Consider the following 25,542-nt stretch of genomic DNA (forward strand, 5'->3'; position numbering starts at 1 on the left):
TTAGTAAGTAATCGTTGCTTCTTTCTTTGCTTCTAGAGAAACTTGCTGCCCATTCACTAAGATCGTGACTGGCTGATCAGCGGTGATCGTCAATGTTTCATGTGTAACATTCAATGCAAAGCGGGTGCCGCGAACTTCTAGCTGAAAGGCTAAGCTGTCCCAAGCTTTTGGCAAGTTTGGTGTGATCTGCAGTTGCTCTTCTCGAATATCAATCCCAGCAAAAGTGGTTAACGGAATAAACAACGTAGCGGCCATGACACCGGCGTGAATGCCTTCTGCCGTGGTCCCGCCTTGGATATCACGATAATCAGAAGAGAGGGCTTCTTGGTATAACGACCAAGCCAATTCCTGATCATCCACCATTGCCGCTAACTGAGCGTGAACGATCCGCGACAAAGTCGAGCCGTGGGAGGTGCGAGCCAAATAATAATGGAGATTTTTTTCAATATAGTCTGTTGGCAGTTGGTAAGAAAGATCCGCCAAAATTTGATTGACTTGCTCTTTTGAGAAATTATAGAAAATCATCAAACTATCGGCTTGTTTCGCGACTTTGTAGCTGTCAGCACTCTTGCCTTCAGCGTTTAGGATGCGATCCATCCGATAAATGTTGCCATATTTCTCTTTATAATGGGCCCAATCCAGATCTTCCAACTGGAAGTACCCTTCAAACTGTGCGATGATGCCTTCGTGATCGATCTCTAAGCCTAATTTGGTACGAATATCTGCCATAGCAGCAATATCCGCTGGGGTTAAAGCCGTTTTCTCCAATACTGCTTGGAAGCTCTCTGCTGATAGTTGTTGTTGGAGGTTCTCGATCTCTTCAAACAACCATACTACCATCATATTGGTATAGGCGTTGTTTTTCAAGCCGCCTTGTTCACTATTTGGGTAGCTTTCATGAAATTCATCTGGTCCCATGACTTTATCGATAAAGTAACGTTGAGCAGTATCATCCCAGGTGGCAGCACTTTGCCAGAAATGGGCGACTTCTAACATCAATTCTAATCCATATTGTTCCATAAAGGGACGGTCTTGTGTGTTGTGCCAATATTGCCAAATGTTATAAGCGATCGCTAAGGAGACGTGGCGCTGCAAGCGACTGTGGTCTTCTTTCCATTCGCCGCTGATAGGATTCAAATGCAGTTCTTGGGATTGCTCACTGCCATCCAAGCCTGATTGCCATGGGAACATGGCGCCTTGGTAACCGGCTTTTTGGGCGTCTTTTTTGGCAGCAGCTAAGCGGCGGTAGCGATACAGCAAAATTTCTTTGGCGGTGTCAGGAAAATGTAGAATGTAAAAGGGTAAGATAAACAGTTCATCCCAGAAAATATGACCGCGATAGGCTTCACCATGTAGGCCACGGGCAGTGATACTGGCATCTAAGGACTCCTGATAAGCATTCGGTGCTGCGGAGACCAGCAGATGATACGTATGCAGATTCAGCATTTTTTGCGACATCAAGTCACCAGTGACTTCGATGGCCGCTTTCGCCCATAATTCAGCCCAGGCTTGTTTTGAGGCGGTATACATCGTCGCAAAATCAGGTAATGCTAAGGAAGAAAACGTAAATGCCGGTTGCGGATCCTCTTGCCGATAAGCGGTAGCAGTGACTGATTTTTCGACCCGATAAGTTTGTCCCTCCGTCACCTCAAGGGCTACTTGCTGACGGACGAGCTGGTCGTTTGTTTCAGCTTGCAGCTCAGCCAATGGCAGGTCCTGTGAAAACAGTTCAGAGGATTGGACAACGGTAATCTGTGATTGGTGAGTGGTGACCACTAAATGCGCTTTGTTTTGTTCAGCTGCTGTCTCTTTCACGGTCAAATGCTGGTTGGTTAAGCTACGGTAACGAGCGACGTTATAGTTATAAACCGATCCGTCGGCTTCACTGACGAAGGTAACGGGACCGGAAAAGTTCAGTGGGGTAAACTGATAGACCAAGCTATATTGGTGAACGTCTTGCATATTGGCGATTTTCTTCGTTTCGATTCGCAGACGCTTTTGTTTTTTTGTTTCAATTTCTGCCACTGATTGGAACAAGCCGGTCTTCAGATCTAATGTCCGTTTAAAGGAAAGAAGCTGATTGTTGGCAATGTCGATCACTTCATCATCGATCTTCACGTACATTTTTTGCAGATTCGGTGCATTGACGAAGTCTTCATTGCTGATGGTATGACCAGAAACATCAGATTCCACCGTATTGTAAAGACTTGCTAAATACAGCCCTGGATAGTTCGCTTCACAAATGGTCATCTCAGGCGTCGTGCCTCGCAGCCCTAGATAGCCGTTGCCGACGGTTAAAAGTGACTCCACCGAGTATTCATCTTTACCAGGGGTGTAGCCATAGTATTCGAGGTTCCAAGGAATTTCAGCACTTTTTTCTTCATACTGTTCTTTCGTGGTGCAAACAAAGGGACGATTCAATTTTTCTGTCAACCATTGGTCCAGTGAAAAAGTCCCTTCTTCATTCGTAAACACCAGAGATTCAGAGACGATCCCGCCACCTTCCATTTTCTGCAGCTGCGCGGTCAGTGCAGCAACTCGTTCACTGTCTGTCCCAGAAAACGGATAGGTCGTACCGGTTTGATCCGTTAACAGCCATTCTTCCTTAGACAATATAATCGTATTCACAATAGTTGTCCTCCTTTAAACTTGTCTATACATGCAAGATGATTATAACGTAATTTGTAAGCTATTTCAATTTATCTCACCTGTTTTTTTATTCTTTTTTGTTAAATAAACAGTAAATAAAGTCATTGGCAATATTATTTTATATTAATCAAATATTTTAAAAAACGTTTATTTATTAAGGTTTTAATACGGTACCTTTTCTATTCACTTGTATTGTTTGTAGAAAAAGTGGAAAAAATTGGTTTGAAACGCTTGCAATATCAAAACTATCAAGTTATGATTAGTGCGTAATTAAAACATATATATACAAGTGGATATGAAAGGGGTTTATTAATTATGGGAAAGTATCGTGATGATGCTGAGAAGCTGCTGGAATATGTTGGCGGCAAAGAAAATATCGCCGCAGTAACACATTGCGCGACACGGATGCGTTTTGTTTTGAACGATCAGACAAAAGCAAACGAAAAGGAAATTGAAGAAATTCCAAGTGTCAAAGGGATGTTTACGAATGCGGGACAATTCCAAGTCATTATCGGCAATGATGTCTCAACGTTTTACAATGATTTTACCGATGTATCAGGAATAGAAGGTGTTTCTAAAGAACAAAGCAAAGCGATTGCAAAAAACAATCAAAATATCGTGCAACGAGCGATTGCTACGTTAGCTGAGATCTTTACCCCGTTATTACCAGCGATTATTGTCGGTGGTTTGATGCTAGGGCTGAGAAATTTCTTAGAAGGTGTACCGTTAGAAGCTCTAGGTGGACAAACCATTACGCAAGCTTCTACTTTTTGGAACGGTGTCAACGGCTTTTTATGGCTGCCCTGTGAAGCGATCTTTCACTTTCTACCAGTAGGGATTACCTGGAGTATTACACGTAAGATGGGAACCACGCAAATATTAGGGATTGTTTTAGGGATTACATTGGTTTCACCGCAATTATTAAATGCTTATTCAGTAAGTTCAACTTCTGCTGCAGAAATTGCTCAAAATTATACGTGGGACTTCGGGTTCTTCACTATTGATAAAATTGGGTATCAAGCACAAGTGATCCCAGCAATGCTGGCAGGTTTCTTATTGGTTTATCTTGAAAGATTCTTCCGGAAATGGATTCCAGAAGCGGTTTCAATGATCTTCGTTCCATTGTTCTCATTGCTGCCAACTATTTTAGCAGCTCACATGGTATTAGGTCCAATCGGTTGGCAAATCGGATCAGGCATTTCTTGGGTCGTAAATGCTGGCTTGACCTCACCATTAAACTGGTTATTTGGTTTCATTTTCGGTGGCTTGTATGCGCCTTTGGTTATTACCGGATTGCATCATACAACGCTAGCGATCGACTCTCAATTAGTAGCGGATTTTGGGACAACAAACCTTTGGCCAATGATCATGCTGTCAAATATTGCGCAAGGTACGGCAGTATTGGCGATTTGGTTCCTTCACCGTGGCAATAAAAAAGAAGAACAAGTCTCTGTTCCAGCAACGATTTCTGCTTACATGGGGGTTACTGAACCAGCGATGTTCGGGATCAATTTGAAATATGTTTACCCATTTGTCGCAGCAATGGTAGGTTCTGCCTTCGGTGGAATGCTGATCACTGCAACGAATACCCGTGCATTAGGTATTGGTGTAGGGGGACTGCCCGGCTTCTTATCATTTAAAATTGAAAACTATCCAATGGTCTTCATCTCAATGGCGGTGACGATTGCGATCACTTTTGTTTGCACTATCGTCTTTAGAAAAGTTACCTTCTTAAATAAATTAGAACCGCAATTGGCTGTTGATACAGCTGCAGCAGCGGCTGTTGCACCAACGACTGCTGCACCGACAACTGCAGCCCCAGAAGCAACACAAGTTTCAGAAGAAACCCTTTATGCCCCAGCTGATGGGAAAGTGGTTGCCATCACTGAAGTTTCTGACCCTGTCTTTTCTCAAAAAATGATGGGTGACGGCTTTGCTGTTCAGCCAACGAACGGAACGATTTATGCTCCTGTTGCAGGTACGATCTCTAGCATTTTTGAAACGAAACATGCAATCGGGATTTTAACGCCTGGTGGCGCGGAAGTTCTCGTCCACATGGGCTTGGATACTGTAGAACTAAAAGGTGCGCCATTTGAGGTTCTTGTTTCTGAAGGTGATACGGTCACACCAGAAACGAAGCTTGCAGTGATGGATCTAGATGCCGTTATCGCAGCTGGCAAACAGACAGATGTTTTGACGGTCATCACGAATGCCGAAAAAGTGCGTCAGCTTTCATTGACGACTACAGGCACAGTGACAGCCAAAACAGCGGTTGGTTCAGCTGAATTAAACTAAAAAAATAATCCGTTTCCGAGAGCGCCCTTTGACTAAGAAGGGGAATCGGAAGCGGATTTTTTTATGGGCCGTCCTCAAGGGAGGGCGGCTTTTTTTCGTTGTTTTTCAATTGGTAAAGCCGCAGTTAGCTGACAGCTTTTTTGTCGGTGTTTTTGCGGAAGTAGTTGATCGTTAATAGGAAAGTCAGTAAGACCAGGGCCCACAAAAAGAATAAGGCGATTTGAGAGCCGATGACCGTCCCTTGGGTGTAATCGGTCGTCGCATTTTGTGCCAAATTGATAATGGTCGCCACCACAGCCGTCGCCACTGCACCAGAAAATTGCTGCAGCGTATTAAAGATCGCATTACCGTCCGCGTACAACGCAGGAGTCAGCTTGTTTAAGCCGGTGGTCATCATATTGCTGTAGGCTAAGCCGATCCCGATCATGTAAAAGACATGTCCGGCAACTAGGCTCCAAATGAAAGGCGAACGCAAAACAAGGGCTAAGGCAAGCCAACCAATGGCAATCAAAGTCAAACCAGACAGGATCGGTTTTTTCGGTCCAACTTTATCCAGCAACCGACCAGAGATCGGCGCAAGGACCGCCCCGATGGCCGCCCCAGGAAGCATAACTAATCCTGCAGTAAAGGCATCTTTTCCCAAGACGAGTTGGACAAAGTTCGGCAAGACAAAGGAAATGCCCAGTAAAAGGAACTGACAAACGAGAAAGCCGAAAAGAAACAAACTGAAACTGCGGTTTTTCAAAACAGCCAAACGAATCAAAGGGTTTGGACCTTTTGAACGTTGATAAAACAAGCCAGCACCAATGAAACCGAAAAGCAGCGGCAGTAGACTCGCTAAGGTGCCTACTTGATTCAAGAACAATAAGAAGCCGCTGAACATCAAGACGATTCCTAATACACTCAGTAAATCCAGGGAAGTGTCTTTTGCCCCAGCCGTCTTAGGGATCGAGTAAAGACCGAGTACTAGGGAGATCAGTAAGACTGGGATCAAGAAAAGAAAGATCGCATTCCAAGACCAATGGGCGGTCAATAATCCTCCATATGTCGGTCCGATCGCTGGAGCGATGGAAGTGGTCAAATTCCCTAAGCCGATCGCCGCTCCCCGCTTTTCAAAGGGGGAGTAAGTCAAAATGATGTGGAACATCAAAGGCAGTGCGATCCCTGTGCTGGCACCTTGGAAAAAGCGGCCAATCAGCAAAATGGCAAACGTCGGCGATAAAAAGTCGATCACCAAGCCAACAAGGAAGAAGGCGTTGGCAGCTAGAAACAAGGTTCTCAATGAGAAGCGTTTCAAAAGGTAGGTCGATATTGGGACAATGATCGAGATGACCAGTAAGTAGATGGTCGTCACCCATTGGACATCGGATGTTGAAAGCGTAAATTGATCGATCAATGTCGGAAACGTTACATTCATGGCTGTTTCAATCAGCACGCCTGCAAATGACATCAATCCGGTTGCGAGGATCGCCCCCACGAGTTTTTTGTTGTTTTCCATATTCTCACCTCTAAAAATTCGCAAAAAAAGAGACCGTTTCTATTCTCATAGAAACCGCCTCTCTCTCGACAAGCGAACCCGCTTGTTATCTGTACGATTTAATCTATCGCTATTCTACTGACTTCATAAGAAAGTGTCAAGAGAAGTGGATAAAAAAATAGCAAAAAACTTTTTTGAAAGTTTTCAAACTTTTACTTACACGAAAAATTTTCTTCTGCTAGAATAGTCGAGTACGAAAAAGAGAAAGGAAGTTGTTACATGCCCATCAATAAAAAAGAAAGTTTGATCTATACGACACTTATGTGTATTTTCATGGTGTATTTTATGAGTGTTTATAACCTCATGTTTCAAGTCGGTGTTTCGGCATTGGCATTCCAATTGGCGTGGAATGAATTGCCATTAGCCCTTTGTGTCGCCTTTATTTTGGATTGGTTCATTGTTTCGGGTCCAGCAAAAGGTTTGGCGTTTCGATTTTTGGACCATCAATCAGCTACTTGGAAAAAAATCGGTTTGATTTCTTCATTGATGATCGCCGGCATGGTGATCTGTATGTCACTCTTTGGTGCGTTGATGCACCCAAACCCTGATCACTCGGTGTTCGTCAATTGGCTAAGCAACATTGGGAAAAATGTGATTGTCGCATTGCCGTTGCAATTGTTCATTGCAGGCCCAATCGTTCGCCGGGTGTTTCGCGCCTTGTTTCCTATTGGCACTGTGCAAGAACAGCCAGTACTAGGGGAATAATCGATCAGTAGAAAAAACGTACTGCAGACAGGCTCTACCAAGGTTAGCTAAAAATAGCTGGCTTGGCGATAACTGGACTTGCGGCACGTTTTTTTGCTTTTATAAACAACAAAAAAACCCATAGGATGGTATGGGTTTTTCTGGTTACCCTATGAAATAGGATACAGGATGTACCTATATAGTAATATGGTGAGGCTAAAAAGGAAAGCTCAATTTTTTCATCAATACATGAAATTAATGCAAATTGCTAGTTTTTCTGACGAAAAAAACAACTTATAATTGTTTTTGCCGATTAGTCTGTGTAGAAACCAATCAGTTGATACCAACGACGATGCTCAATATGGTAGGCATCAGGTGAGTACCCTGACATTGAAAAACCGATAAAGGTGATGACCAGTCCGAGAATAATAAACAACAGACTGAGAAAAACGAAAAAGCGCTTATTGATTTTGATCATAGGACTGCCTTCTTTCGATAGTTTTGAACAAATGATTTTGGCCAAACGACAAGGGAGTGGGTAAGACGTGAAAAAGGTCGGCTCATACTATAAGTGGCGATCAGACAAAGAAGCCCTAAACCAAATAAGAAAATCCCCACGCCTAACTGACTTAAAAAGAGATAGAAACCATCCGCCATCAGCATTGGACTTAAGACAACGCTAGCAATCCCACCGATAAACGTAGTGACACCAATCATGCCAGTGGTGAAAGGCACACACCAGATGATTATTAAAAAGCTTAGGATCAGCAAAGCGGCACTTAACAATAAGCTACCCCACAATGGAAAGCCTAGCACTAAGATCAAGAGCAAAAAGGGATGAAAGCGGCGGGGAATCTCTACCACGACCTCTTCTGTTTCTGTGACTGTTTGGATCAGTTCTTTTGGGGAGCCAAGGCGTGCCACGGCTTCTTCTTCAGTGTATCCTTCTTCCATCAAATCTTCGATCATCTCGTCATAATAGTTGATCAGCTGATGAATCTCGCTAGGTCTGACTTTTTCAGATAATTCTGCAGCCAATGCCTTGATAAAATCAACTCTGTTCATCTAGTGTTCCTCCTTTAATAAATCGCTGGATCAATGTCAATTGGGGCCAGTCGTTGGTTAAAAAATCGTCGATCCGCTGTTTGCCAAGTTTGGTCAAGCGGTAATATTTTCGGGTCCGTCCTTGATGACTCTTGTTGTAAGTCTCAACCGCTCGGCTGACTTCTAAGCGCTTCAAGATAGGGTAGAGGGTGGATTCTGAGATTGGTAGTAAAGGAGAAATATTTTTGACTAATTCATAGCCATAAGAGTCCCCGTGCTGCAAATAGGCTAAAACACAAATTTCCAATAATCCTTTTTTTAATTGGGCATCCAAAGGCTCTCCTCCTGTTCATATCCATACTATACATTACATAGTATCATTTCACAAGTAGTATCAAAAAAATCAGTCTTAAGACTTAGCCGTGGAAAACAGGGAAGTTTTTCAGAAAAATGGTCAAAAATATAAAACAAAATTAAGAAATTCGGCAGAAAGTATATGTTAACGTTCTCTTTTTTGTTAAAGTAGAAGTATGCAGATTACTTTCAGTAAGAAAATTGGGTGTTGGTGGTGTTTCACTGGAAGAAAGCAAGTGAGAGTAGAGGAGCGTTAGCGAGAGCTGATCGCCTCAAGAAAGGAAGGGGTATTATGAGAAAAGCAACGATTACGAAAAAATATTTGATCAACTGTTTAAAAAAATATCTGGTGGAATATCTTTATCGGCCAATCACTGTCCGCGACATTGCTAAATATGCACGAACATCGACCCAACCAATCTATTTGAATTTTTCAAACATGCAAAATTATAAACAGGCAATGGTCGATGATGTCTTCCATGACATTCATGAAGCAAAAAAAGAGACGGTGATGACACTGGATCCTCTATACTGTTTTTGGCATGACTATTACGTGTTCGCCAGTCGCAATCGAGCCCTCTTTTTTGCATTATTTTTAAATGATATTGGTTGTGGTCCCTACATAAAAGAGTGTTCTTTTGCATATTTTCAAGAAGCAATCGCTGAATCAACTGTTTTTCAATGTGAGCAAGAAAACGATCTGAGGAAATACCATGAAGAAGCCTTGATTTTTTTTAGTGGGTTGGTATTGCTGTTTATTCGTGAAGGGTGTACTGACGGCAACAAGGATTTTATAAAAGATACCATGGAGTATTGGGAACGAATGTTAAAGAAAGCAAAAGGCGTGACGCGAGACCAGGGTCGGCAAGGATTATTAGAGGTCGGTACGTTTGCTGTAGAGGAATAGGTACTTGAAATCAAGCATTAAAATAAATATCTGAATATTTTGACACCAAAAAACCGTTAGTGATTAAACATTCTTCACTGACGGTTTTTTTGAGGAGGTAAGTCTTGCGGTATGAGTAGAACAATTGTGGTGTTTTCACCTTTTACTGATTGAATCGATAAGGAAGCTTGCGTGCCATAGTACAATGCTAGCCGTTGGCGTACATTGTTGATACCATAATGTTGATCAGAAGGTTCCTCCAGTTGTTTTAGCTGTTCAGGATCAATCCCGGGACCATTGTCTTGAATCTCAAACCGTAGCCATTGTCCTTCTTTGAGGCAGCGGATCGTCAATACCCCTCTGCGGTCATCTTCAATATGATCAAGCCCATGAAAGACGGCATTCTCGACAAACGGTTGCAAGAGCAGATGGATCATCGGATATTCACCGATATTTGAGTCAATTTCGAGGACTAAATCAAAGGAATGGTGATGCATTTTTTGCTGAATTTTAGCATAGGTGATCGTCAGATCGAGTTCTTTGCTGACGGATAGCCGGTTGGATCCTTGGTTTAGGCTGAGACGGTAGAATCGAGACAGCAGCTGAGCCATCTCACGGATCTCGTGATTGCCGTTTAGTGTGGCAGTATTGCTGATCAGTGCTAAGGAATTATAAAAGAAATGCGGATTGATCTGGGCTTGCAGAGCCCGCAATTCGTATTCTTTTTGTTTCAATTCGGCTTCATATACTTCATTGATCAGCTCAGCGATTTTATCTAGCATTTTTTGAAAATTGGTGTATAACTGCCCGACTTCATCTTTTGAAGAATATGTGTGCTGGATTTTGAATTGATCCATTGATAAAGAGGCCATTTGCTGGGTCAAAGAGTTGATCGGCTGTACCACGGTTTTAGCCAACCACCAGCTGGATAAAACCAATATCATTAATACAAAACCAAAGATAATAAGTGCCGCACCAACTAGATACAGTAAACTGCTGAAAAATGACTGTGCGGTTTTAACAAAAACGATTTGCCAATGATTATCCAGCAGTACAGGTGCCTCTTCAATAACTGCGTTTCCAACCAGCCACTGTTTTTGAGTACGTTGCTGCTTCGTCAAATAATCAATGCGGTAAAGCGTCTGCCCGGTCTCTGACTGAATCGTCAAATCATAAGGCTCCTCAGTGACTGCATCAAGATTCGTGAACAATGCTGCTCGATCGATGGTTAAAACGATGTAGTTTAAGGAATCTGCGGTATGGCCTTTTAAAAAAAGGTTGGTATAAAAAGAAAGTTCCTCCCGTTCTTTGTCAAAATACGTTCGAATCTCGGTCGAAGGTTTCTCTTTGAGAAAAGGCAGTGCTGTATCAGCCGTGATTTTTTTGACGTATTGCCCATGATCATAAAGATCGATCGTGGTGTATAGCGTGATGCCTTTAATATCTGCTTGCGGAAAACGAACACTGTGAAACAAAGGCACGATCGTATTTTGAAAGAGATTGTATTGATCAAAGTTTGAGAAGCGTTGACTAGAAAGCTCTTGCGTCAAGGCGGTATTGTTGGCTAAAAAGAGCAGGCTGTCCCGATAGGTGTGGATCTTGCTTTCTAACTGATAGCTGATACTTTTGAGATTATCGGAGTAAGCACTTTTTTCCTGCTGTTGGATAAAGGCTCGGATGATAGATACCCCGACAAAGGTCAAAACGATCAGAGGAACAATGCTTGAAAGAATTGAAATAAGGGCGATCTTTTTTTGAAAACGAAAATTTTTAACACAATCGTGGACTTTTCTTAACAAAAGGGACCTCTCTTTCTATACGCATCCGGCGTCATTCCGACAATTTCTCGGAACGTTTTGCAAAAATAGGAATAATGATTAAAGCCAACTTGTTTGGAGATAGTTCGAATGCTGCAGTTCGAGTTCTTTAAACGCTTCTGAGCCTGTTTGATACGGTAAGACTTGATGTATTTGGTGATACCCATGCCTTCAGAAGTACTGAATAATTCGCTTAGGTAGTTAGGATTGATATTGACTTCCTTTGCTAACCGCTCCAAGCTCAACTCTTGGTGAAAATGAGCGAATATATAGGATTTTACTTGGCGCACATAGTCATTTGACTGGCTCCCGTTGATTTGAAGCAATGCATCATGGATATAATGGAAGAGGGCATCAAAAATATCCGCAATTAGTTGCAGACTTGGCGCTTCCAGTATTTTTCCAATCTGATTAGCGCCACACTCCGCATCAAAAGTGATCGTGCACTGATCGATGATTGTTTGATAAAAGGTCGCAAAATAAAACTTGGCATTGGTTGGTTCCTCACGTCCATTTGTTTCAAAGCAGTCGAAAACTGTTTTCACAAGCGCGTGGGCTTTTTTACTTTCGTATTGATTCACATACGAAACGGTTTTTTCAAAAAGCGCTTTCTTGACGATGTAGTGATCTCCCGGAAGCAACTGGCAGATTTTCCCTTTGTTTTGCTGATAAAAAGACCGCTGACTGGTTCTCAGTAAGTCATGATAGGTGCCATACACCCCTGAATGGTGGGGAACTGGTCCGCTGTCAAAAAGTGTTATTTTTTGCTGAAACTGTTCGGAAAAATAGGTAGTTAAGTTGTTTTTTCGCTCTTCGATTTCCCTTTTTGGCAAAGGTTCGTTAAAAAAGAGCAGTTGTGCTGGAGCTAAAAACAAACTGAACATTTCAGGAAATGCAGCAGATAGCGAAGGGACAAAATCCGGCGCATTCCAAGAATCCAGCGGCCAAGTAACGAGAAAAAAAGAGGGATGAGTCTTAAAAAAATCTTGTGCAATCGATTGCTCTTCCTTCGGCAGTGAATGCCAAGGATAGCCATAAAAAAGTTTACTCAAAATCTCTTTCAAGTAATGGGTTTGTGCGATTGTTTTTGTGTAAGCGCGCTGCTTTTGTTGATCAATAAAAAGAATGATTTTATTTATTTGTTCATAAAAATCATCAGGGTCGATTGGTTTTAAGAGGTAGTCAACCGCTTTTAACTGTATGGCTTTTTTTACATAATGAAAATCTTCAAAGCCGCTGATAAACATCACAGGAATTTCAGGAACTGCTTCTTTGATTCTCGCTACGAGGGCATGTCCATCCATAAAGGGCATCTTTACGTCGGTAATTATCAAGTCAAAGGGCTGTTCCTGAAAAAGTTGCCAGGCTTCGCGGCCATTTTTGGCTTCTTCGATCAGCCATTCTTTTTCATGCTGACTCAAGAAGTATTTGATCACTTCTCTTTGATCGTAGCTGTCATCAGCAAGCAGCAGTCGGTACATGGTTTTCGCCGTCCTTTCGTATAGAGAAAATTACGCAGTCGCTTCTTCTTTCTATAGTAAGCGATAAACAAAAAAAGCAACAGAGCGAATTTGTAAACGTTTTATTTTTCTGGAAATCGTGCTATGAATCTGAAAAAAGTGCTATATTTTCTGTGGAAGCGATTGCGTATAATAAGGATATCAAAAAAGTTTGAGGAGGAAAACAATGAAATTTAGGCGGGGGACAGCAATGTTAACAGCAGTTGCTTCAGCACTTATTATGACAGGATGCAGTTCAGAAGAAGCAAAGACCAATGAAAATGGGGATACCGTGATTACGATCGGACGCCAGACCGCACCGAACTCGAAACTGCCTGAGGGGGATTCTTACAGCAATAACGCATATACTCGATTGATTCAAGAACGCTTGGGCATCGAGCTGGAGAGTGCCTTTGAAGCCCATGGGGAAGACTATGATCGTCAAGTATCGCTAGCGATCGCTTCAGGGGAACTACCGGATACGATGATCGTCGGATCAAGAGATGAATTGGAAGAATTAGTTAACAATGATTTAGTGGAAGACTTGACCGAAGTATTTGAGGAGCATGCCGACGATTTTCTAAAAGACATCTATGATTCGTTTGATGGGATTCAGTTAGAAGCAGCCACGTTTGATGATCGTTTGATGGCGATCCCATCTACTAGCGATGACTTCGGGCCCAATCTTGTCTGGTTGCGCCAGGACTGGCTAGATGAGCTAGGTATTGAACTGGATAAAGATGGCAATCGCTCAATTACATTGGATGAGTTGAAGGAAACAGCGATTGCTTTTCAAGAAAATGATTTAGCCAATACCGGAAAAGCAGTTGGTTTGCCATTGGCCTTCTGGTTGTCTTCGCCAAATCATGGCGGCACGGCATATACCGGAACAGCCATCATGAATGCGTTTGGAGCCTACCCAAAATCGTATCTCCAAGATGAGAATGGGCAGATGTTTTATGGATCCAATACGCCAGAAATGAAAGAAGCACTAACGCTACTGAAGGACTGGCAAGATGAAGGGTTCATGGATCCGCAATTTGGTACCCGCACGTATGACGATATCCATGCCATGATGGTTAATGGAGAAACGGGCATCGCTTTTGGTCCTTGGCACATGCCTGACTGGGGCTTAGTACAAGCCAAACAAAATGATCCAAATGCTGAATTTGTTCCTTATGCCCTTGAAAATGCTAACGGCGATGGAGGGGTCAATGCCGTGGCTAACCGCGGCACTGGGCAATACATCGTGGTGCGCAAAGGTTTTTCTGAGCCGGAAAAAATCATGGAGATGATCAATCTGATTTATGGTGAAGTTGTCAACTCGGAAGATATTGAAGCCGAGTTTCCGGAAATTTATGACTATGCGAAAGTGGATGTCGATGGGACGGTTCGTCCATGGAATGTTGTTTTCTTAAAAGCCTATAGTGAGATTGATGATGCAGTAGAAGCTTCCAAGGCGGCGGTTGGCGAAACATCTATCGAGGATATCTCCAACTTCTTCATCAAAGAAAACGCCGAAAAAATCAAGCAATATCTGGATAGCCCTGAAGAAACTGATCCGGTGGACTGGACCCGCTATGCCTCCCGCTATTTAGCCGTCAATAATGTGATGGGCGGTATCAGAGAGCAAGGACGCTTGAATGAAGTGAAACCACCGCGTTTTGATTCGATCAAAGCCAATGAACGAAACGGCGCACAAGTAGGGAAACTGGAGGAAGAGACCTTCATTAAGTTTATCACTGGAGAAGAACCCCTGGAAAACTTCGACAACTATGTTGAAACCTGGAATAGCCAAGGTGGGACAGCCATACTTGAAGAAATGCAAGAAGTAGTAGATCAGCGAGCAGATAATTAAGCGGCCACTCCAGCGGTTCTGACACTCGTCTTTCGAACAAAGAAAAGCAAGGTTGTATGCAGGAAAACCGACTGCAGGTGCCTTTTCTTTGTTCGAATTTTTTCATCAAGCGGCTGGTGAGGCAAAAAATTTATGGAGGAGTAAGTAAATGGAACTTTCTGTTGAAAAAGAAAGCAAAAAAGAAAAGAAAAAGTGGTTTTCTCGAGATCAGCTTTTCTTTCTAGGGATGATTTTACCAGGCATAATTTTTATTTTGATTTTTTCTTATGGTCCTATGTTTGGGTTGTTGATGGCATTTCAAGATTATGTGCCAGCGAAAGGTGTATTTGGTTCTGAATTTGTGGGATTCGAGCACTTTCGCTATTTGTTCAGTTTACCGGATATTTTCTTAGTAACTAAAAATACGATTTTCATCGCTTTCTGGAAAATTGTCTTTAATACGATCGTACCGATTCTTTTTGCGATTCTATTAAATGAAGTACGTGTAAAGTGGATGAAACGCTCCATTCAGACCATCGTATATTTGCCCCATTTTCTTTCATGGGTCATATTGGCTTCAGTAGTGGTCAATTTATTCAGTCTTGATGGAACGGTGAATCAGATTTTACAAAACTTTGGTGTAGAACCATTAAACTTTTTGGGTAGTAATCAGCTGTTTCCTCGTTTGCTGATCGGGACCGATGTTTGGAAAAGTTTTGGTTACAGTTCAATCGTGTACCTTGCTGCCATTACCTCGATTGATCCGGGATTATATGAAGCAGCAACGATGGATGGTGCTTCTTGGTCAAAAAAAGTCTGGCACGTAACCCTGCCGGGGATGATGCCTTTTATTTTGCTGATGACGATTTTGTCGCTGCCTAATATCTTGAATGCCGGCTTCGACCAAATTTATAACCTGTATTCTCCGGTTGTGTATCAAAGCGGCGATATTATCGATACCTATGTCTACCGAATCGGTCTGATCGGTAGAGACTATAGCTTAGGAACCGCCGTTGGTCTGGTCAAATCGGTGATCGGTCTATTCTTGATTTGGTCTTCCAACAAAATTGCGGAGAAGAAGACTGACAGAGTGATGTTTTAAGGAAAGGAAAAAAGAGATGAAAGAAAAATTTAGTATACGGCATGCAGTAATTTATTTGATCGTCATTGTTTTGGCTCTTTCTTGTTTAGTACCGATGTTGAATGTCGTGGCACTTTCTTTAAGCAGCAGCAGTGCCGTCGCGGCAAATGCTGTGGGGCTATGGCCAGTAGATCTGACCTTAGCGGCTTATGAGCGCATCATGAGCGATCAGCAGTTTTGGCGTTCTTTTGGTATTTCAGTCATTCGTGTGGTGATCTCTTTATTGCTGAATTTGGTGATGATCGTAACGATGGCTTATCCGCTATCTAAATCAAAAAAAGTATTTCGAACGAGAAAATTATTCATGAGTGTGATGGTTTTCGCTATGCTCTTCAGTGGCGGCATGATCCCAACGTATTTGGTCGTTCGCAATCTAGGATTATTGAATACGATTTGGTCCCTGATTTTACCTAGTGCAGTCCCTATCGGCAGTGTGATCTTGGTGATGAATTTCTTTCGGGGAATTCCCAAATCATTGGAAGAATCTGCTCGGATCGATGGGGCCAACCCACTGCAGATTTTGGGACGAATCTATATTCCAATGTCTTTGCCGTGTTTGGCAACCGTTTCTCTATTCAGTATTGTCGGTAGTTGGAATGATTTTTTCAGTGGACTGATCTATATGACCAAGACTGAAAACTATCCTTTAATGACCTATATCCAAACACTATCAGTCAACATTGCTGAAACAATGCAACAAGCCGGGAATTTGACTTCCGAGCAGCTACAAAGTCTACTAGCGGTCTCTGATCGAAACTTGAATGCAGCGAAGATCGTGGTGGCAGTGGTGCCGTTATTGATTATTTATCCGCTTCTACAAAAATATTTCGTTCAAGGAATCGTTGTCGGATCAGTAAAGGAGTAAACCCACATGATACACTTTTTTCATTCAGAAAACTTCTTCGCACGAATCGCTTGGAAATTCAGCCAGTTGCTCCTATTAAATGTACTACTCTTGTTTTTTAGTTTGCCGCTCTTCACGATCGGTGCAGCCATTACTGCGGGTTCTAAAGTGGCGACTGATCTGATAGAAGGAAAAGCACCGGCTGTTGTTCAGCAGTTTTGGTCGGTCTTTTGCCAAAGCTTTCGAAAGAGCACTCTTATCTGGCTCAGTCTACTTTTTTCTTTGTGGCTTTTGACTGCTGATTGGTTGTATTATTTCCAACTAAAAGGGACGCCTGATCTTTTTACCGTAGGCTTAGTAATTTGTACGTTCATGTGGCTTCAATTTTTCCAAGTTTCGTTTTTCTTACTCGCACGTTACGATAGCGGAATCAAAACGATCCTTTTGAACAGCATAAAAGTCGCCGCAAAGCACCCTTTTAAAATACTTAGTCTTCATCTTCTGACTGCAGCCCCTATTGTCATCATGCTTCTTTCACCCTATGCGCTGGTTTTCAGCATGTACATTGCCTGCTTTTTTGGTCTTAGCTGTTTTTTGTATGCACGCTGTCAGTTATTGTTGGCAATTTTCAAGAAATATGAGAAGGTAGAAATAGCAGAAAAGTAACTGGCTTTTATAGTTAGAAACGTTGAATGGAGGAATTTTGATGGGACAAAACACGCAGTATGGAGAAAAAAAGATTGCGATCGATCGCAGGATCGGTTTTTTAGAAGAACATACGTATCACGGGAATGATCTTGGTGTGACTTTTCAAGGACAGCAAACCACGTTCAAATGCTGGTCACCAGAGGCAGAGGCCGTTTCAGTATTGCTTTATCAAAGCGGTGTTGCTGGGACTGACGATCGTCTGCTGACGCTGCCGATGGTTCAAGAAGACAACTGTTGGCAAGTCACGACGGAAGAAAACGTCAAGGAGCTGTTTTATACCTTTGAGTTTCAACGAGATGGGCAGAAAATAGAAGCGATGGATCTTTATGCCAAGGCAGTAGGGATCAACGGAAACCGCGGTGCGATCATTGATTTAAAGGAAACAGATCCTGAAGGTTGGCAGGAAAGTCACGGCGTCGGTCAGCAGTCGATCACAGATGCCTATATTTGGGAATTACATGTCGAAGATTTCAGTGGTGCCGAAAACAGCGGTATTTCACCAGAAAATCGCGGAAAATATTTAGCCTTCACTGAAAAAAAGACCCATCTGGTGGGAGATGAAAGTCAACCAACTGGCATGGCCTATTTAAAAGAGCTGGGGATCAATTATGTTCATCTGCTGCCGATCTTCGATTTTGACAATGATGAAACTTCGTCTGCCTACAACTGGGGCTATGATCCGAAAAATTACAATGTACCTGAAGGACGATACGCTTCTGATCCTAGTGATCCCAAGGCGCGGATTCGTGAATGCAAGCAAATGATCCAATCGCTGCACGAAGAAGCCATCGGCGTTGTGATGGATGTGGTCTTTAATCACACTGCGATCACGGAAGAATCATGGTTTAATTTGACGGTGCCTGATTATTACTACCGTCAAGATGATGCAGGGAATTTTGCGGACGGTTCTGCTTGCGGCAATGAAGTGGCTTCTGAACGGAAAATGATGCGTAAATTTATCATTGATTCAGTTTTATATTGGGCGCAAGAATACAAAATCGACGGCTTTCGTTTTGATTTGATGGGCTTGATCGATGTGGAAACCATGAACCAATTGCGTCAACGCCTAGATGATGCCGGCTTCAGCCATGTGATTTTATACGGCGAGCCATGGGATGCCGGCAGCAATCAAATTATTCAGCCGAATATCCCAGCAAATAAAAGTAATGTTTGGGCACTGTCAGAAGGCGTTGCGGTTTTTAGCAATGATTTAAGAGACAGTATCAAAGGCGATGTCTTTGAAGAAACAGACGGCGCGTTTATTCAAGGAATGAATGGTCAACCGCAAGTCAAGCAAACCTTTTATGCAGCAAATTTGGCAACGGCGATTCAAGGAAATACGAAAGTTGCCGCACAAGAAGGCGCCGAGCGCTGGGCAAAATCGCCCCGCCAAGTGATCGCCTATGCTTCAGTCCATGATAATTTGACCTTATGGGACAAGCTGGTGGCAACCATGCAGGCTTCAGTGAAGGAAAGAAATTATGAGTTTGATCCTGAGCTTTTAGCCCGCAATAAACTAGCAGCAGCCATTTTGTTTACTAGCCAAGGAGCAGTGCTGACTCAAGCTGGGGAAGAATTTGGCCGTACCAAAGAAGGCGATGAAAATTCCTTCCGTTCGCCACTGGCAGTCAATCAGCTGGATTGGTCACGTGCCAAAACCTTCAAAGAGTTGCGCGAGCTGTATCGGGGCTTGTGGGCATTGCGGCAGTCCTATGCACCATTGAGAGATGCCACGACCCAAACGGCTGAAAGCATGGTCTTTTATGAGACAAAGAATGAAAATCGCTTGGCGTATCAAGTACCCAATCGTGACAAACAGCATCCATGGCGTTCTTTATTCGTTATACTCAATAGCACGGAAGAAAGCTGGTCCTTTGACTTACCGACGGCAACAGAAAATGCTTCTTGGCACATCATTGCTGACCCCAAAGGAGCTGGGCTCACTTCTCGCGGCGTAGCAGCGCCAAGAATAACCATCGACCCCTTGTCCTTCTGCATTTTGGCGGAACAAAGTAACTAATCAAAGTAGAAGCTAAAACAAACTAAAAATTTTAGTTTGTTTTAGCTTTTTTGGTAGTAAAAAAACAATTCTTTTGCTATACTTTTAACAGAATGAGAAGCAGAAAGCGGTGAGCAAATGAAAGTTGTGATCTCTGATATTGCCCGAAAAGCTGGCGTTTCCAGCGGAACTGTCTCTAATGCAATCAACAATCGTAAGGGGATCAGTGAACAAAAACGGCAAGCGATCTTGAAAATCGCTCGTGAGATGGGGTATTTTGATCAGCGAGAAATTAAAAAAACGGAAAGCCAAAAGATCAAATTTGTTGTAATGAACAAACAAGGAAATGTCGTAGGGGATACGCCTTTCTTTTCTGAATTGATCCGGGGGATCGAAATGGAATGCAGCGCGTTAGGCTATGAATTGGTCATTTCCCATATCACATTGGCGCCAGAGGAAGACCCGATCGAAAAGATCCGCCCAGAATTAGTAGATGGTTTGCTATTGTTAGGAACGGAATTGGAAAAACAAGATTTAGCAGTCTTCCGTCATTTGGAAGTACCCTTAGTGATTTTAGATACGATTTTTAATTCGCAGGACTTTGATTTTGTCGCCATCAATAATCGTGACAGCGCCTATGAGATCGTTGAAAAGATGATCGAAAAAGGCCACCGAGACATTGGCATCATTAACTCAACCTTTCAAATCAACAATTTCCGTGAACGCAAGCAAGGGTTTATTCAAGCGATCCAAGAGCATGATCTGATCCATTATGAAGAGACGGAAGCCTTAGTAGAACCCACCTTGGAGGGCTCATATCAAGACATGAAGGTCTATTTGGAATCCTTGCGTGCCGATCAGCGGCCGTTACCAAGCGCCTTTTTTGCGGTCAATGACAATATCGCCATCGGTGCAATGAAAGCCATTCGCGAAGTGTTCCCCGATTATCCGTTGGCCATCGTTGGGTTCGATGATATTCCTTTGGCGGAATTTTGCAACCCACCGCTGACCACCGTCAAAGTAGATAAAGTGTACCTTGGTCGCCAAGCTGTGCGACGCTTGATCGAGAAAATCACCAGTGAAGATGAAAACCATCTGAAAATGCTGGTCGCCACGACGATCGTCGAACGCGAAAGCATCAAATAAGAAAAAATAAGAAGCAGGACAAAACGTTTAGCAAGCGTTTTGTCTTTTTTTAGTTATTAAACAAAAATATTTATCTAAAACTATTGCAAAATATTTAGCTTATGCTATATTTAAGGTGTAAAAAGTAAGGGATTACATTTTGAGGAAGTGAATAGATGACACAGATCGGTCTCTTTTGTGCAACTGGGCTCTCCAGCGCACTGCTCGTCAAAGCGCTCAAAGAACAACTAGCGGATGATCAGCATTACCAAGTGAATTCCGCGCCTTTTTCAGAAATATTTATGGTGGGAAATGACTATGATTTTTTGATTTTAGCTCCTCAAACCCGCTTCAATCAAGCGAAAGTCGCAGCAGCCTTTCCTGATAAAAAAATCGTTTTACTGACGGATGAGGAATTTCTGAGCAGAAATGTAGCACGAGTCGCCGAAGAAATAAAAATTTAGCTAAATATACTAAAACGCAAAGGGTGGTTTTATGGATAAAGTAACAATCGGGTTCGCCCCGACTAGAAGAAATTTATTTAGTGCAGAAGCAGCCGTTGAGTACGCCAATCTGACACGACAAAAAATGGACGAACTGGCCATTGATTATGTAGATATTTTAGATATCAACGAAGACGGCTTGCTATACGATGATGAAGGGGTTGAAAAAATCGCCGAAAAATTCAAAGCAGCAAAAATCGACGGTCTTTTTCTAGCCAATGAAAACTTTGGTACGGAATATGCCTGTGCTCGTCTAGCCAAAAAACTAGATGTTCCCGTCTTATTATGGGGACCCAAAGACGAGACACCAGCCGCCGACGGTTCACGTTTGCGGGATACGCAATGCGGTCTTTTCGCTATCGGTAAAGTCTTGCGCCGTTTCAAGGTACCTTTCACCTATGTCAAAAATTCTGATATTGATTCACCGGAATTTGCCCGCGGCTTGCAAGACTTTATCAAAGTCTGCAATGTCGTCAAGACCTTCAAACAAACACGAATCTTGCAAGTTGGCCCACGCCCCTTTGATTTTTGGACCGTGATCTGCAACGAAGGCGAACTATTGGAGCGTTTCAATATCTCGCTATCACCAGTACCGATCCAAGAAGTGGTGCAAGAAATCAAGAAAGTCAAAGAACAGCAGCCAGATAAATTGCAAGCAGTCATTGATTATTTCGAAACCAATACGGAAGTCCAAATTTCGGCGAAAGATTTGGAGATGGTGGCAGCCCTTAAAGTGGCCTTGCAAAACTTATGTGAAAGCTACGGCTGCAATGCAGGGGTCATCCAGTGTTGGACGGCTTTACAAGACGAAATCGGTATTTTACCGTATGCCTCCCTGTCGCTTTTACAAGAAGAAGGTCTGCCTTTTGTCTGTGAGACGGATGTTCATGGGGCGATCTCGGAACTGTTGGTCGAAGCCGCTTCGTTGGGGGAACACCGTGCAATCTTTGCGGATGTCAACTGCCGCCATCCAGAAAACGAGAATGGCGAATTGCTGCAGCACTTAGGGGTTTTTGCTTATTCCACCGCGGAGACCAAACCCATTTTGCCGCAACGGCATTTTGTTTTTGACTATCCGGGATCAGTCGCTTTTCGGGCAATCAAAGACGAGTATACGTTGTGTCGCTTTGATGGAGACAACGGCGAGTATTCGTTGCTGATGGGCACCGGCAGAGGGATCGATGGACCATACAATCAAGGGACCTATCTCTATCTAGAATTTGCGAATTTGAATCGCTTGGAATTCAAACTCGTTGAGGGCCCTTATATTCATCATGTTGCGGCGGTCAGAAAAAATGTGGTGCCGATCTTGTACGAAGCGTGCAAATATATCGGCGTGCAGCCAGATTTTTATGATCCGATCGAAGAAGACGTCAAAGCATACTTGAGAGGGGATCAATCATGGAAATAAACGAGCTGGAAATGAAGGCTTTAACGATTCGAAAATCCGTGTTAGAGCTGATCTATCAAGCAAAAACGGGTCATACTGGTTCGGATCTTTCTTGTACCGATATTTTAGTGGCCCTGTATTATCAGATAATGAATGTGGATGCGAAAGATCCCCAAAAGCAAGATCGTGACCAGTATATCCAAAGTAAAGGACATGCTGCAGAAGTACTATGGGCCGTTTTAGCGGACAAAGGTTTTTTGCCGAAAGAAGAATTAGCCACCTTTTCGCAATTTGGTTCACGACTGATCGGTCATCCAAACAATAAAGTAGCTGGGGTTGAGATGAATACTGGTTCGCTAGGTCACGGCTTACCCGTCGCAGTAGGGATCGCCTTGGCAGGCAAACTGGATCACCGCACGTATCAAACCTATACGTTGTTGGGAGATGGCGAATTAGCAGAAGGCTCGGTATGGGAAGGAGCCATGGCGGCTGCCAACTACCAGCTGGACAATTTGACCGCCATCATTGATCGCAACGGCTTGCAGATCACTGGAGCCTCGGAAGATGTGATGGCAGTGGAGCCGCTAGATGAAAAATGGCGTGCCTTTGGTTGGGATGTGCATATCGTTGATGGCAATGATATGGCTGCCTTGGTGGCTGCATTAGAAAAACCGCATCAGCCCAATCAACCGAAGCTGATCATTGCTAAAACCATCAAAGGCAAAGGCTATTCTGCAGCCGAAAATCAAGCGCAATGGCATCATAAAGTGCCAACGGCAGAAGAGCTTGCACAAGCTATTGCCGAACTTGATCAGCAAATGGAGGTTTTGACTCATGGGAAAAAATAATATTGCCAATCGCCAAGCGATGTGCGACGTATTGATTGAAGAAGGAAAAAAGAATCCTGCTATCACGGTGTTGACCAGTGATTCTCGTGGTTCCGCTTCGTTAGCACCTTTTGCCAAGGAATTACCGACACAATTGGTGGAAGTAGGGATCGCAGAGCAAAACATCGTCAGTATTGCGGCCGGCTTAGCCCATATGGGCAAACGCCCTTTCGTTGCATCCCCTGCTTGTTTTCTCAGCATGCGCAGTATCGAGCAGATCAAAGTCGATGTCGCGTATTCGAATAAAAATGTCAAACTCGTAGGCATCAGCGGCGGTGTCAGCTATGGGGCATTAGGCATGAGTCATCATTCCTTGCAAGACATCGCAGTGGCACGAGCGATCCCTAATTTGCAAGTGCTGTTGCCAGCAGATCGCTTTGAAACGATCCAAATGTTTAAAGCCTTAGCGGCATCAAATGAACCGGCCTATATCCGTCTCGGTCGCAATCCTGTTGAAGATTGTTATGATTCTGCAGATTATCCTTTTGAGATCGGCAAAGCCATTGAGCTGAGAAGCGGCCAAGATGTCGCATTGCTCGCCACTGGCGAAACCGTGCGCCAAGCGTTGGATGCTGCTGAGCTATTGGAAAAACAAGGTATCACTGCTACCGTTTTAAATGTTCATTCCTTGAAGCCCTTTGATTCAGAAACGGTCAAACGAGTGGCGAAAGAAACAGGCACCGTGATCACTGTGGAAGAACACAGCCGATACAACGGCTTAGGAGCTGCCGTGGCGGAAACGCTGGCAGAAGAAACGGACATTCGACAAAAAATCATTGCTTTTCCGGATGAAGCCTTGATTACTGGTTCTTCGTCAGAACTGTTTGCCCATTATGGATTAGACGGTGCTTCCATAGCGAAAACAGCGGTTGCGTTTCTAGGAGCTTAAGATGGACAAGACCTATCAGCTTGTTTTAGATCAGAGTACATCCGGTACCAAGCTCTTACTGTTTCAAGAAGGGAAAATCCTGCAACGTTACGATAAAAAACATCGCCAAATTTATCCAAAAGTCGGGTGGGTCGAACATGATCCCCTCGAGATTTGGCAAAATGTCCAAGAATTGCTGGCACAAGTGTTTCAAGAACAAGCGATCACTGCAGATCAAATCGTTTCCTTGTCCTTGACCAATCAGCGAGAAACGATCGTTGCTTGGGATCGATTGACCGGCAATCCCCTGTACAATGCGATCGTGTGGCAATGCAACCGCAGCGCTACGATTTGTGAAGAATTGACGGCACAAGGCTGGGAAAAGACGATCAATCAAAAGACCGGTTTGCGCTTAGATCCGTATTTTTCCGGCACCAAAGTGAAATGGTTGGCCCAAGAATTATCGGCCATCAAAGAAAAGTCGGGGACTGGCGAATTGGCGATCGGTACGATGGATAGCTGGCTGTTGTGGAATTTAACGCAAGGGACAGTATTTGCGACAGAAGCCAGCAACGCTTGCCGAACATTGTTTTACAATATTGAAGAGGGCCGTTGGGATGCAGAACTCGTCAAACTTTTTGGCATCCATTTAGCAGACTTGCCAGCGATCAAACCTGCTGATACGGTTTTCGGTAGCTATCACGGAATCCCTATCAAAGGGATCTTAGCCGATTCACAAGCGGCATTATTCGGTGAAGGTTGTCAAAGCCTTGGGGATGTAAAAATCACGATGGGCACCGGTTGTTCGATCATGATGCAAGTGCAGCAGGAGCAGACGTTGCGGGATCGCCGCATTTTGACGACGGTCGGCTGGCAAACTAGCCAGGAAACAGCGTTTGCGCTAGAAGGCATCATCCGTTCCTGTGGTGACGCCATCAACTGGTTCAGTGAGCAAGTGGCTCCGCTGCCAGATGTAGCTGAGATCTGTCAAGAAGTGCTGACCAGTGACAGTCAAGAAGACATCTATTTTATCCCAGCATTGCAAGGAATGGGTGCCCCTTTTTGGGATAATACGATGACTGCCAGCTTTGTCGGCATGAAACGCACAACGACGACTCATGAGCTGTTGAAAGCCGTTTTAGAAAGCATCATTTTTCAAATCAAAGCAGTGATCGATGTGATGGAAGAAGTCGCTGAACGACTGATCAATCAGGTAATGATCGATGGCGGTGTTTCGAAAAACCGCGCCTTGATGAGCTTATTGGCGACTTTGATCAATAAACCCGTCATCGTCAGCGAAGTCGAAGAATTTTCAGCCATCGGCACAATGCTTGTTGCCAAACCAACCATGAATGAACCAGCTATTCAGCAAACCACGATCGTTCCGCAAGCCGAACAGGCCGTGATCCGTTTGAAATATGAAAAATGGAAACGGTTCATTGAGAAGTCAGCTGCTTTTAGTGAAGGATAAAGGA

The 25,542-nt window shown here is 43.5% G+C and carries 21 protein-coding genes; 14 read left to right on the plus strand and 7 right to left on the minus strand.

What is annotated here, in order from left to right; all coding sequences use genetic code 11:
- Positions 1–2,628: a glycoside hydrolase family 65 protein gene (locus IGJ26_RS00215; RefSeq protein WP_196043911.1), complete on the minus strand. Its 2,628-nt coding sequence runs from the start codon at positions 2,626–2,628 to the stop codon at positions 1–3.
- Positions 2,629–2,964: 336 nt separating this feature from the next.
- On the opposite strand from IGJ26_RS00215, the gene treP reads away from it, so the two are divergent.
- On the plus strand, positions 2,965–4,944 hold the full coding sequence (treP, locus tag IGJ26_RS00220) for a PTS system trehalose-specific EIIBC component (protein ID WP_430599772.1): 1,980 nt from the start codon (positions 2,965–2,967) through the stop codon (positions 4,942–4,944).
- 124 nt (positions 4,945–5,068) lie between these two features.
- Here treP and IGJ26_RS00225 read toward each other — a convergent pair whose 3' ends face one another.
- Positions 5,069–6,442: an MFS transporter gene (locus IGJ26_RS00225; protein ID WP_016619499.1), complete on the minus strand. Its 1,374-nt coding sequence runs from the start codon at positions 6,440–6,442 to the stop codon at positions 5,069–5,071.
- 258 nt (positions 6,443–6,700) lie between these two features.
- On the opposite strand from IGJ26_RS00225, the gene IGJ26_RS00230 reads away from it, so the two are divergent.
- The gene (locus IGJ26_RS00230) at positions 6,701–7,186 is read left to right on the plus strand and encodes a hypothetical protein (protein WP_005226468.1); all 486 of its coding nucleotides are present in this window, start codon (positions 6,701–6,703) and stop codon (positions 7,184–7,186) included.
- A gap of 292 nt (positions 7,187–7,478) precedes the next feature.
- Here IGJ26_RS00230 and IGJ26_RS00235 read toward each other — a convergent pair whose 3' ends face one another.
- Genes IGJ26_RS00235 through IGJ26_RS00245 form a run of 3 tightly spaced genes read right to left on the minus strand, consistent with a single transcriptional unit; the run spans position 7,479 to position 8,543 of the window.
- Positions 7,479–7,643: a hypothetical protein gene (locus tag IGJ26_RS00235; protein ID WP_005232885.1), complete on the minus strand. Its 165-nt coding sequence runs from the start codon at positions 7,641–7,643 to the stop codon at positions 7,479–7,481.
- Positions 7,640–8,230: a DUF1700 domain-containing protein gene (locus IGJ26_RS00240; RefSeq protein ID WP_005232884.1), complete on the minus strand. Its 591-nt coding sequence runs from the start codon at positions 8,228–8,230 to the stop codon at positions 7,640–7,642. The genes IGJ26_RS00235 and IGJ26_RS00240 overlap by 4 nt, the downstream gene beginning before the upstream one ends.
- Positions 8,217–8,543 (minus strand): PadR family transcriptional regulator, encoded by a 327-nt coding sequence (locus IGJ26_RS00245; protein WP_430599773.1) that lies wholly within the window; start codon positions 8,541–8,543, stop codon positions 8,217–8,219. The genes IGJ26_RS00240 and IGJ26_RS00245 overlap by 14 nt, the downstream gene beginning before the upstream one ends.
- A 225-nt stretch (positions 8,544–8,768) precedes the next feature.
- On the opposite strand from IGJ26_RS00245, the gene IGJ26_RS00250 reads away from it, so the two are divergent.
- Complete coding sequence (locus tag IGJ26_RS00250) at positions 8,769–9,470, plus strand: TetR/AcrR family transcriptional regulator (RefSeq protein ID WP_016619502.1); 702 nt, start codon at positions 8,769–8,771, stop codon at positions 9,468–9,470.
- A gap of 74 nt (positions 9,471–9,544) precedes the next feature.
- Here IGJ26_RS00250 and IGJ26_RS00255 read toward each other — a convergent pair whose 3' ends face one another.
- Positions 9,545–11,248 carry a sensor histidine kinase gene (locus tag IGJ26_RS00255; protein WP_139843220.1) on the minus strand — a complete coding sequence of 568 codons (1,704 nt, stop codon included), beginning with the start codon at positions 11,246–11,248 and terminating at the stop codon, positions 9,545–9,547.
- Positions 11,242–12,747, minus strand: a complete 1,506-nt coding sequence (locus IGJ26_RS00260; RefSeq protein ID WP_430599774.1) for a response regulator transcription factor — start codon at positions 12,745–12,747, stop codon at positions 11,242–11,244. The genes IGJ26_RS00255 and IGJ26_RS00260 overlap by 7 nt, the downstream gene beginning before the upstream one ends.
- 205 nt (positions 12,748–12,952) lie before the next feature.
- Between IGJ26_RS00260 and IGJ26_RS00265 the strand changes: the two genes are divergently transcribed.
- From IGJ26_RS00265 to IGJ26_RS00315, 11 genes are all read left to right on the plus strand, one after another.
- Positions 12,953–14,623, plus strand: coding sequence for an extracellular solute-binding protein (locus tag IGJ26_RS00265; protein WP_086316726.1), 1,671 nt, complete (start codon positions 12,953–12,955; stop codon positions 14,621–14,623).
- A gap of 148 nt (positions 14,624–14,771) precedes the next feature.
- A complete protein-coding gene (locus IGJ26_RS00270; RefSeq protein WP_008376715.1) occupies positions 14,772–15,704 on the plus strand; it encodes an ABC transporter permease in 933 nt (310 codons plus the stop codon).
- Between the two features lie 16 nt (positions 15,705–15,720).
- Positions 15,721–16,608 (plus strand): carbohydrate ABC transporter permease, encoded by an 888-nt coding sequence (locus IGJ26_RS00275; RefSeq protein ID WP_005232877.1) that lies wholly within the window; start codon positions 15,721–15,723, stop codon positions 16,606–16,608.
- A 6-nt stretch (positions 16,609–16,614) separates the two neighbouring features.
- Positions 16,615–17,253: a DUF624 domain-containing protein gene (locus IGJ26_RS00280; protein ID WP_016619506.1), complete on the plus strand. Its 639-nt coding sequence runs from the start codon at positions 16,615–16,617 to the stop codon at positions 17,251–17,253.
- Between the two features lie 40 nt (positions 17,254–17,293).
- Positions 17,294–19,315, plus strand: a complete 2,022-nt coding sequence (gene pulA / locus IGJ26_RS00285; RefSeq protein WP_005232875.1) for a type I pullulanase — start codon at positions 17,294–17,296, stop codon at positions 19,313–19,315.
- Between the two features lie 117 nt (positions 19,316–19,432).
- Positions 19,433–20,440 (plus strand): LacI family DNA-binding transcriptional regulator, encoded by a 1,008-nt coding sequence (locus IGJ26_RS00290; RefSeq protein WP_430599775.1) that lies wholly within the window; start codon positions 19,433–19,435, stop codon positions 20,438–20,440.
- A 155-nt stretch (positions 20,441–20,595) separates the two neighbouring features.
- Positions 20,596–20,883, plus strand: a complete 288-nt coding sequence (locus tag IGJ26_RS00295) for a PTS cellbiose transporter subunit IIB (RefSeq protein ID WP_430599776.1) — start codon at positions 20,596–20,598, stop codon at positions 20,881–20,883.
- A gap of 31 nt (positions 20,884–20,914) precedes the next feature.
- Positions 20,915–22,333, plus strand: coding sequence for an L-fucose/L-arabinose isomerase family protein (locus IGJ26_RS00300; protein ID WP_429968958.1), 1,419 nt, complete (start codon positions 20,915–20,917; stop codon positions 22,331–22,333).
- Entirely contained in the window at positions 22,324–23,160 is an 837-nt protein-coding gene (locus IGJ26_RS00305) for a transketolase (RefSeq protein ID WP_008376701.1), read from the plus strand. Before IGJ26_RS00300 ends, IGJ26_RS00305 begins: the two co-directional genes overlap by 10 nt.
- On the plus strand, positions 23,147–24,088 hold the full coding sequence (locus IGJ26_RS00310) for a transketolase family protein (protein WP_061053530.1): 942 nt from the start codon (positions 23,147–23,149) through the stop codon (positions 24,086–24,088). The genes IGJ26_RS00305 and IGJ26_RS00310 overlap by 14 nt, the downstream gene beginning before the upstream one ends.
- A 1-nt stretch (position 24,089) precedes the next feature.
- Positions 24,090–25,538, plus strand: coding sequence for an FGGY-family carbohydrate kinase (locus IGJ26_RS00315; protein WP_087664741.1), 1,449 nt, complete (start codon positions 24,090–24,092; stop codon positions 25,536–25,538).
- Positions 25,539–25,542: the final 4 nt, after the last annotated feature.

This window comes from Enterococcus sp. AZ095a, from assembly GCF_050546735.1.
Lineage (GTDB): Bacteria > Bacillota > Bacilli > Lactobacillales > Enterococcaceae > Enterococcus_D > Enterococcus_D entomosocium.

Bases quoted from the DNA above. Each gene is read 5' to 3' on its own strand.
- pulA (WP_005232875.1), top strand. From the start codon at position 17,294: ATGGGACAAAACACGCAGTATGGAGAAAAAAAGATTGCGATCGATCGC.
- IGJ26_RS00295 (WP_430599776.1), top strand. From the start codon at position 20,596: ATGACACAGATCGGTCTCTTTTGTGCAACTGGGCTCTCCAGCGCACTG.
- IGJ26_RS00300 (WP_429968958.1), top strand. From the start codon at position 20,915: ATGGATAAAGTAACAATCGGGTTCGCCCCGACTAGAAGAAATTTATTT.
- IGJ26_RS00270 (WP_008376715.1), top strand. From the start codon at position 14,772: ATGGAACTTTCTGTTGAAAAAGAAAGCAAAAAAGAAAAGAAAAAGTGG.
- IGJ26_RS00315 (WP_087664741.1), top strand. From the start codon at position 24,090: ATGGACAAGACCTATCAGCTTGTTTTAGATCAGAGTACATCCGGTACC.
- IGJ26_RS00275 (WP_005232877.1), top strand. From the start codon at position 15,721: ATGAAAGAAAAATTTAGTATACGGCATGCAGTAATTTATTTGATCGTC.
- IGJ26_RS00225 (WP_016619499.1), bottom strand. From the start codon at position 6,442: ATGGAAAACAACAAAAAACTCGTGGGGGCGATCCTCGCAACCGGATTG.
- IGJ26_RS00280 (WP_016619506.1), top strand. From the start codon at position 16,615: ATGATACACTTTTTTCATTCAGAAAACTTCTTCGCACGAATCGCTTGG.
- IGJ26_RS00235 (WP_005232885.1), bottom strand. From the start codon at position 7,643: ATGATCAAAATCAATAAGCGCTTTTTCGTTTTTCTCAGTCTGTTGTTT.
- IGJ26_RS00310 (WP_061053530.1), top strand. From the start codon at position 23,147: ATGGGAAAAAATAATATTGCCAATCGCCAAGCGATGTGCGACGTATTG.
- IGJ26_RS00290 (WP_430599775.1), top strand. From the start codon at position 19,433: ATGAAAGTTGTGATCTCTGATATTGCCCGAAAAGCTGGCGTTTCCAGC.
- IGJ26_RS00260 (WP_430599774.1), bottom strand. From the start codon at position 12,747: ATGTACCGACTGCTGCTTGCTGATGACAGCTACGATCAAAGAGAAGTG.
- IGJ26_RS00240 (WP_005232884.1), bottom strand. From the start codon at position 8,230: ATGAACAGAGTTGATTTTATCAAGGCATTGGCTGCAGAATTATCTGAA.
- IGJ26_RS00265 (WP_086316726.1), top strand. From the start codon at position 12,953: ATGAAATTTAGGCGGGGGACAGCAATGTTAACAGCAGTTGCTTCAGCA.
- IGJ26_RS00230 (WP_005226468.1), top strand. From the start codon at position 6,701: ATGCCCATCAATAAAAAAGAAAGTTTGATCTATACGACACTTATGTGT.
- IGJ26_RS00305 (WP_008376701.1), top strand. From the start codon at position 22,324: ATGGAAATAAACGAGCTGGAAATGAAGGCTTTAACGATTCGAAAATCC.
- treP (WP_430599772.1), top strand. From the start codon at position 2,965: ATGGGAAAGTATCGTGATGATGCTGAGAAGCTGCTGGAATATGTTGGC.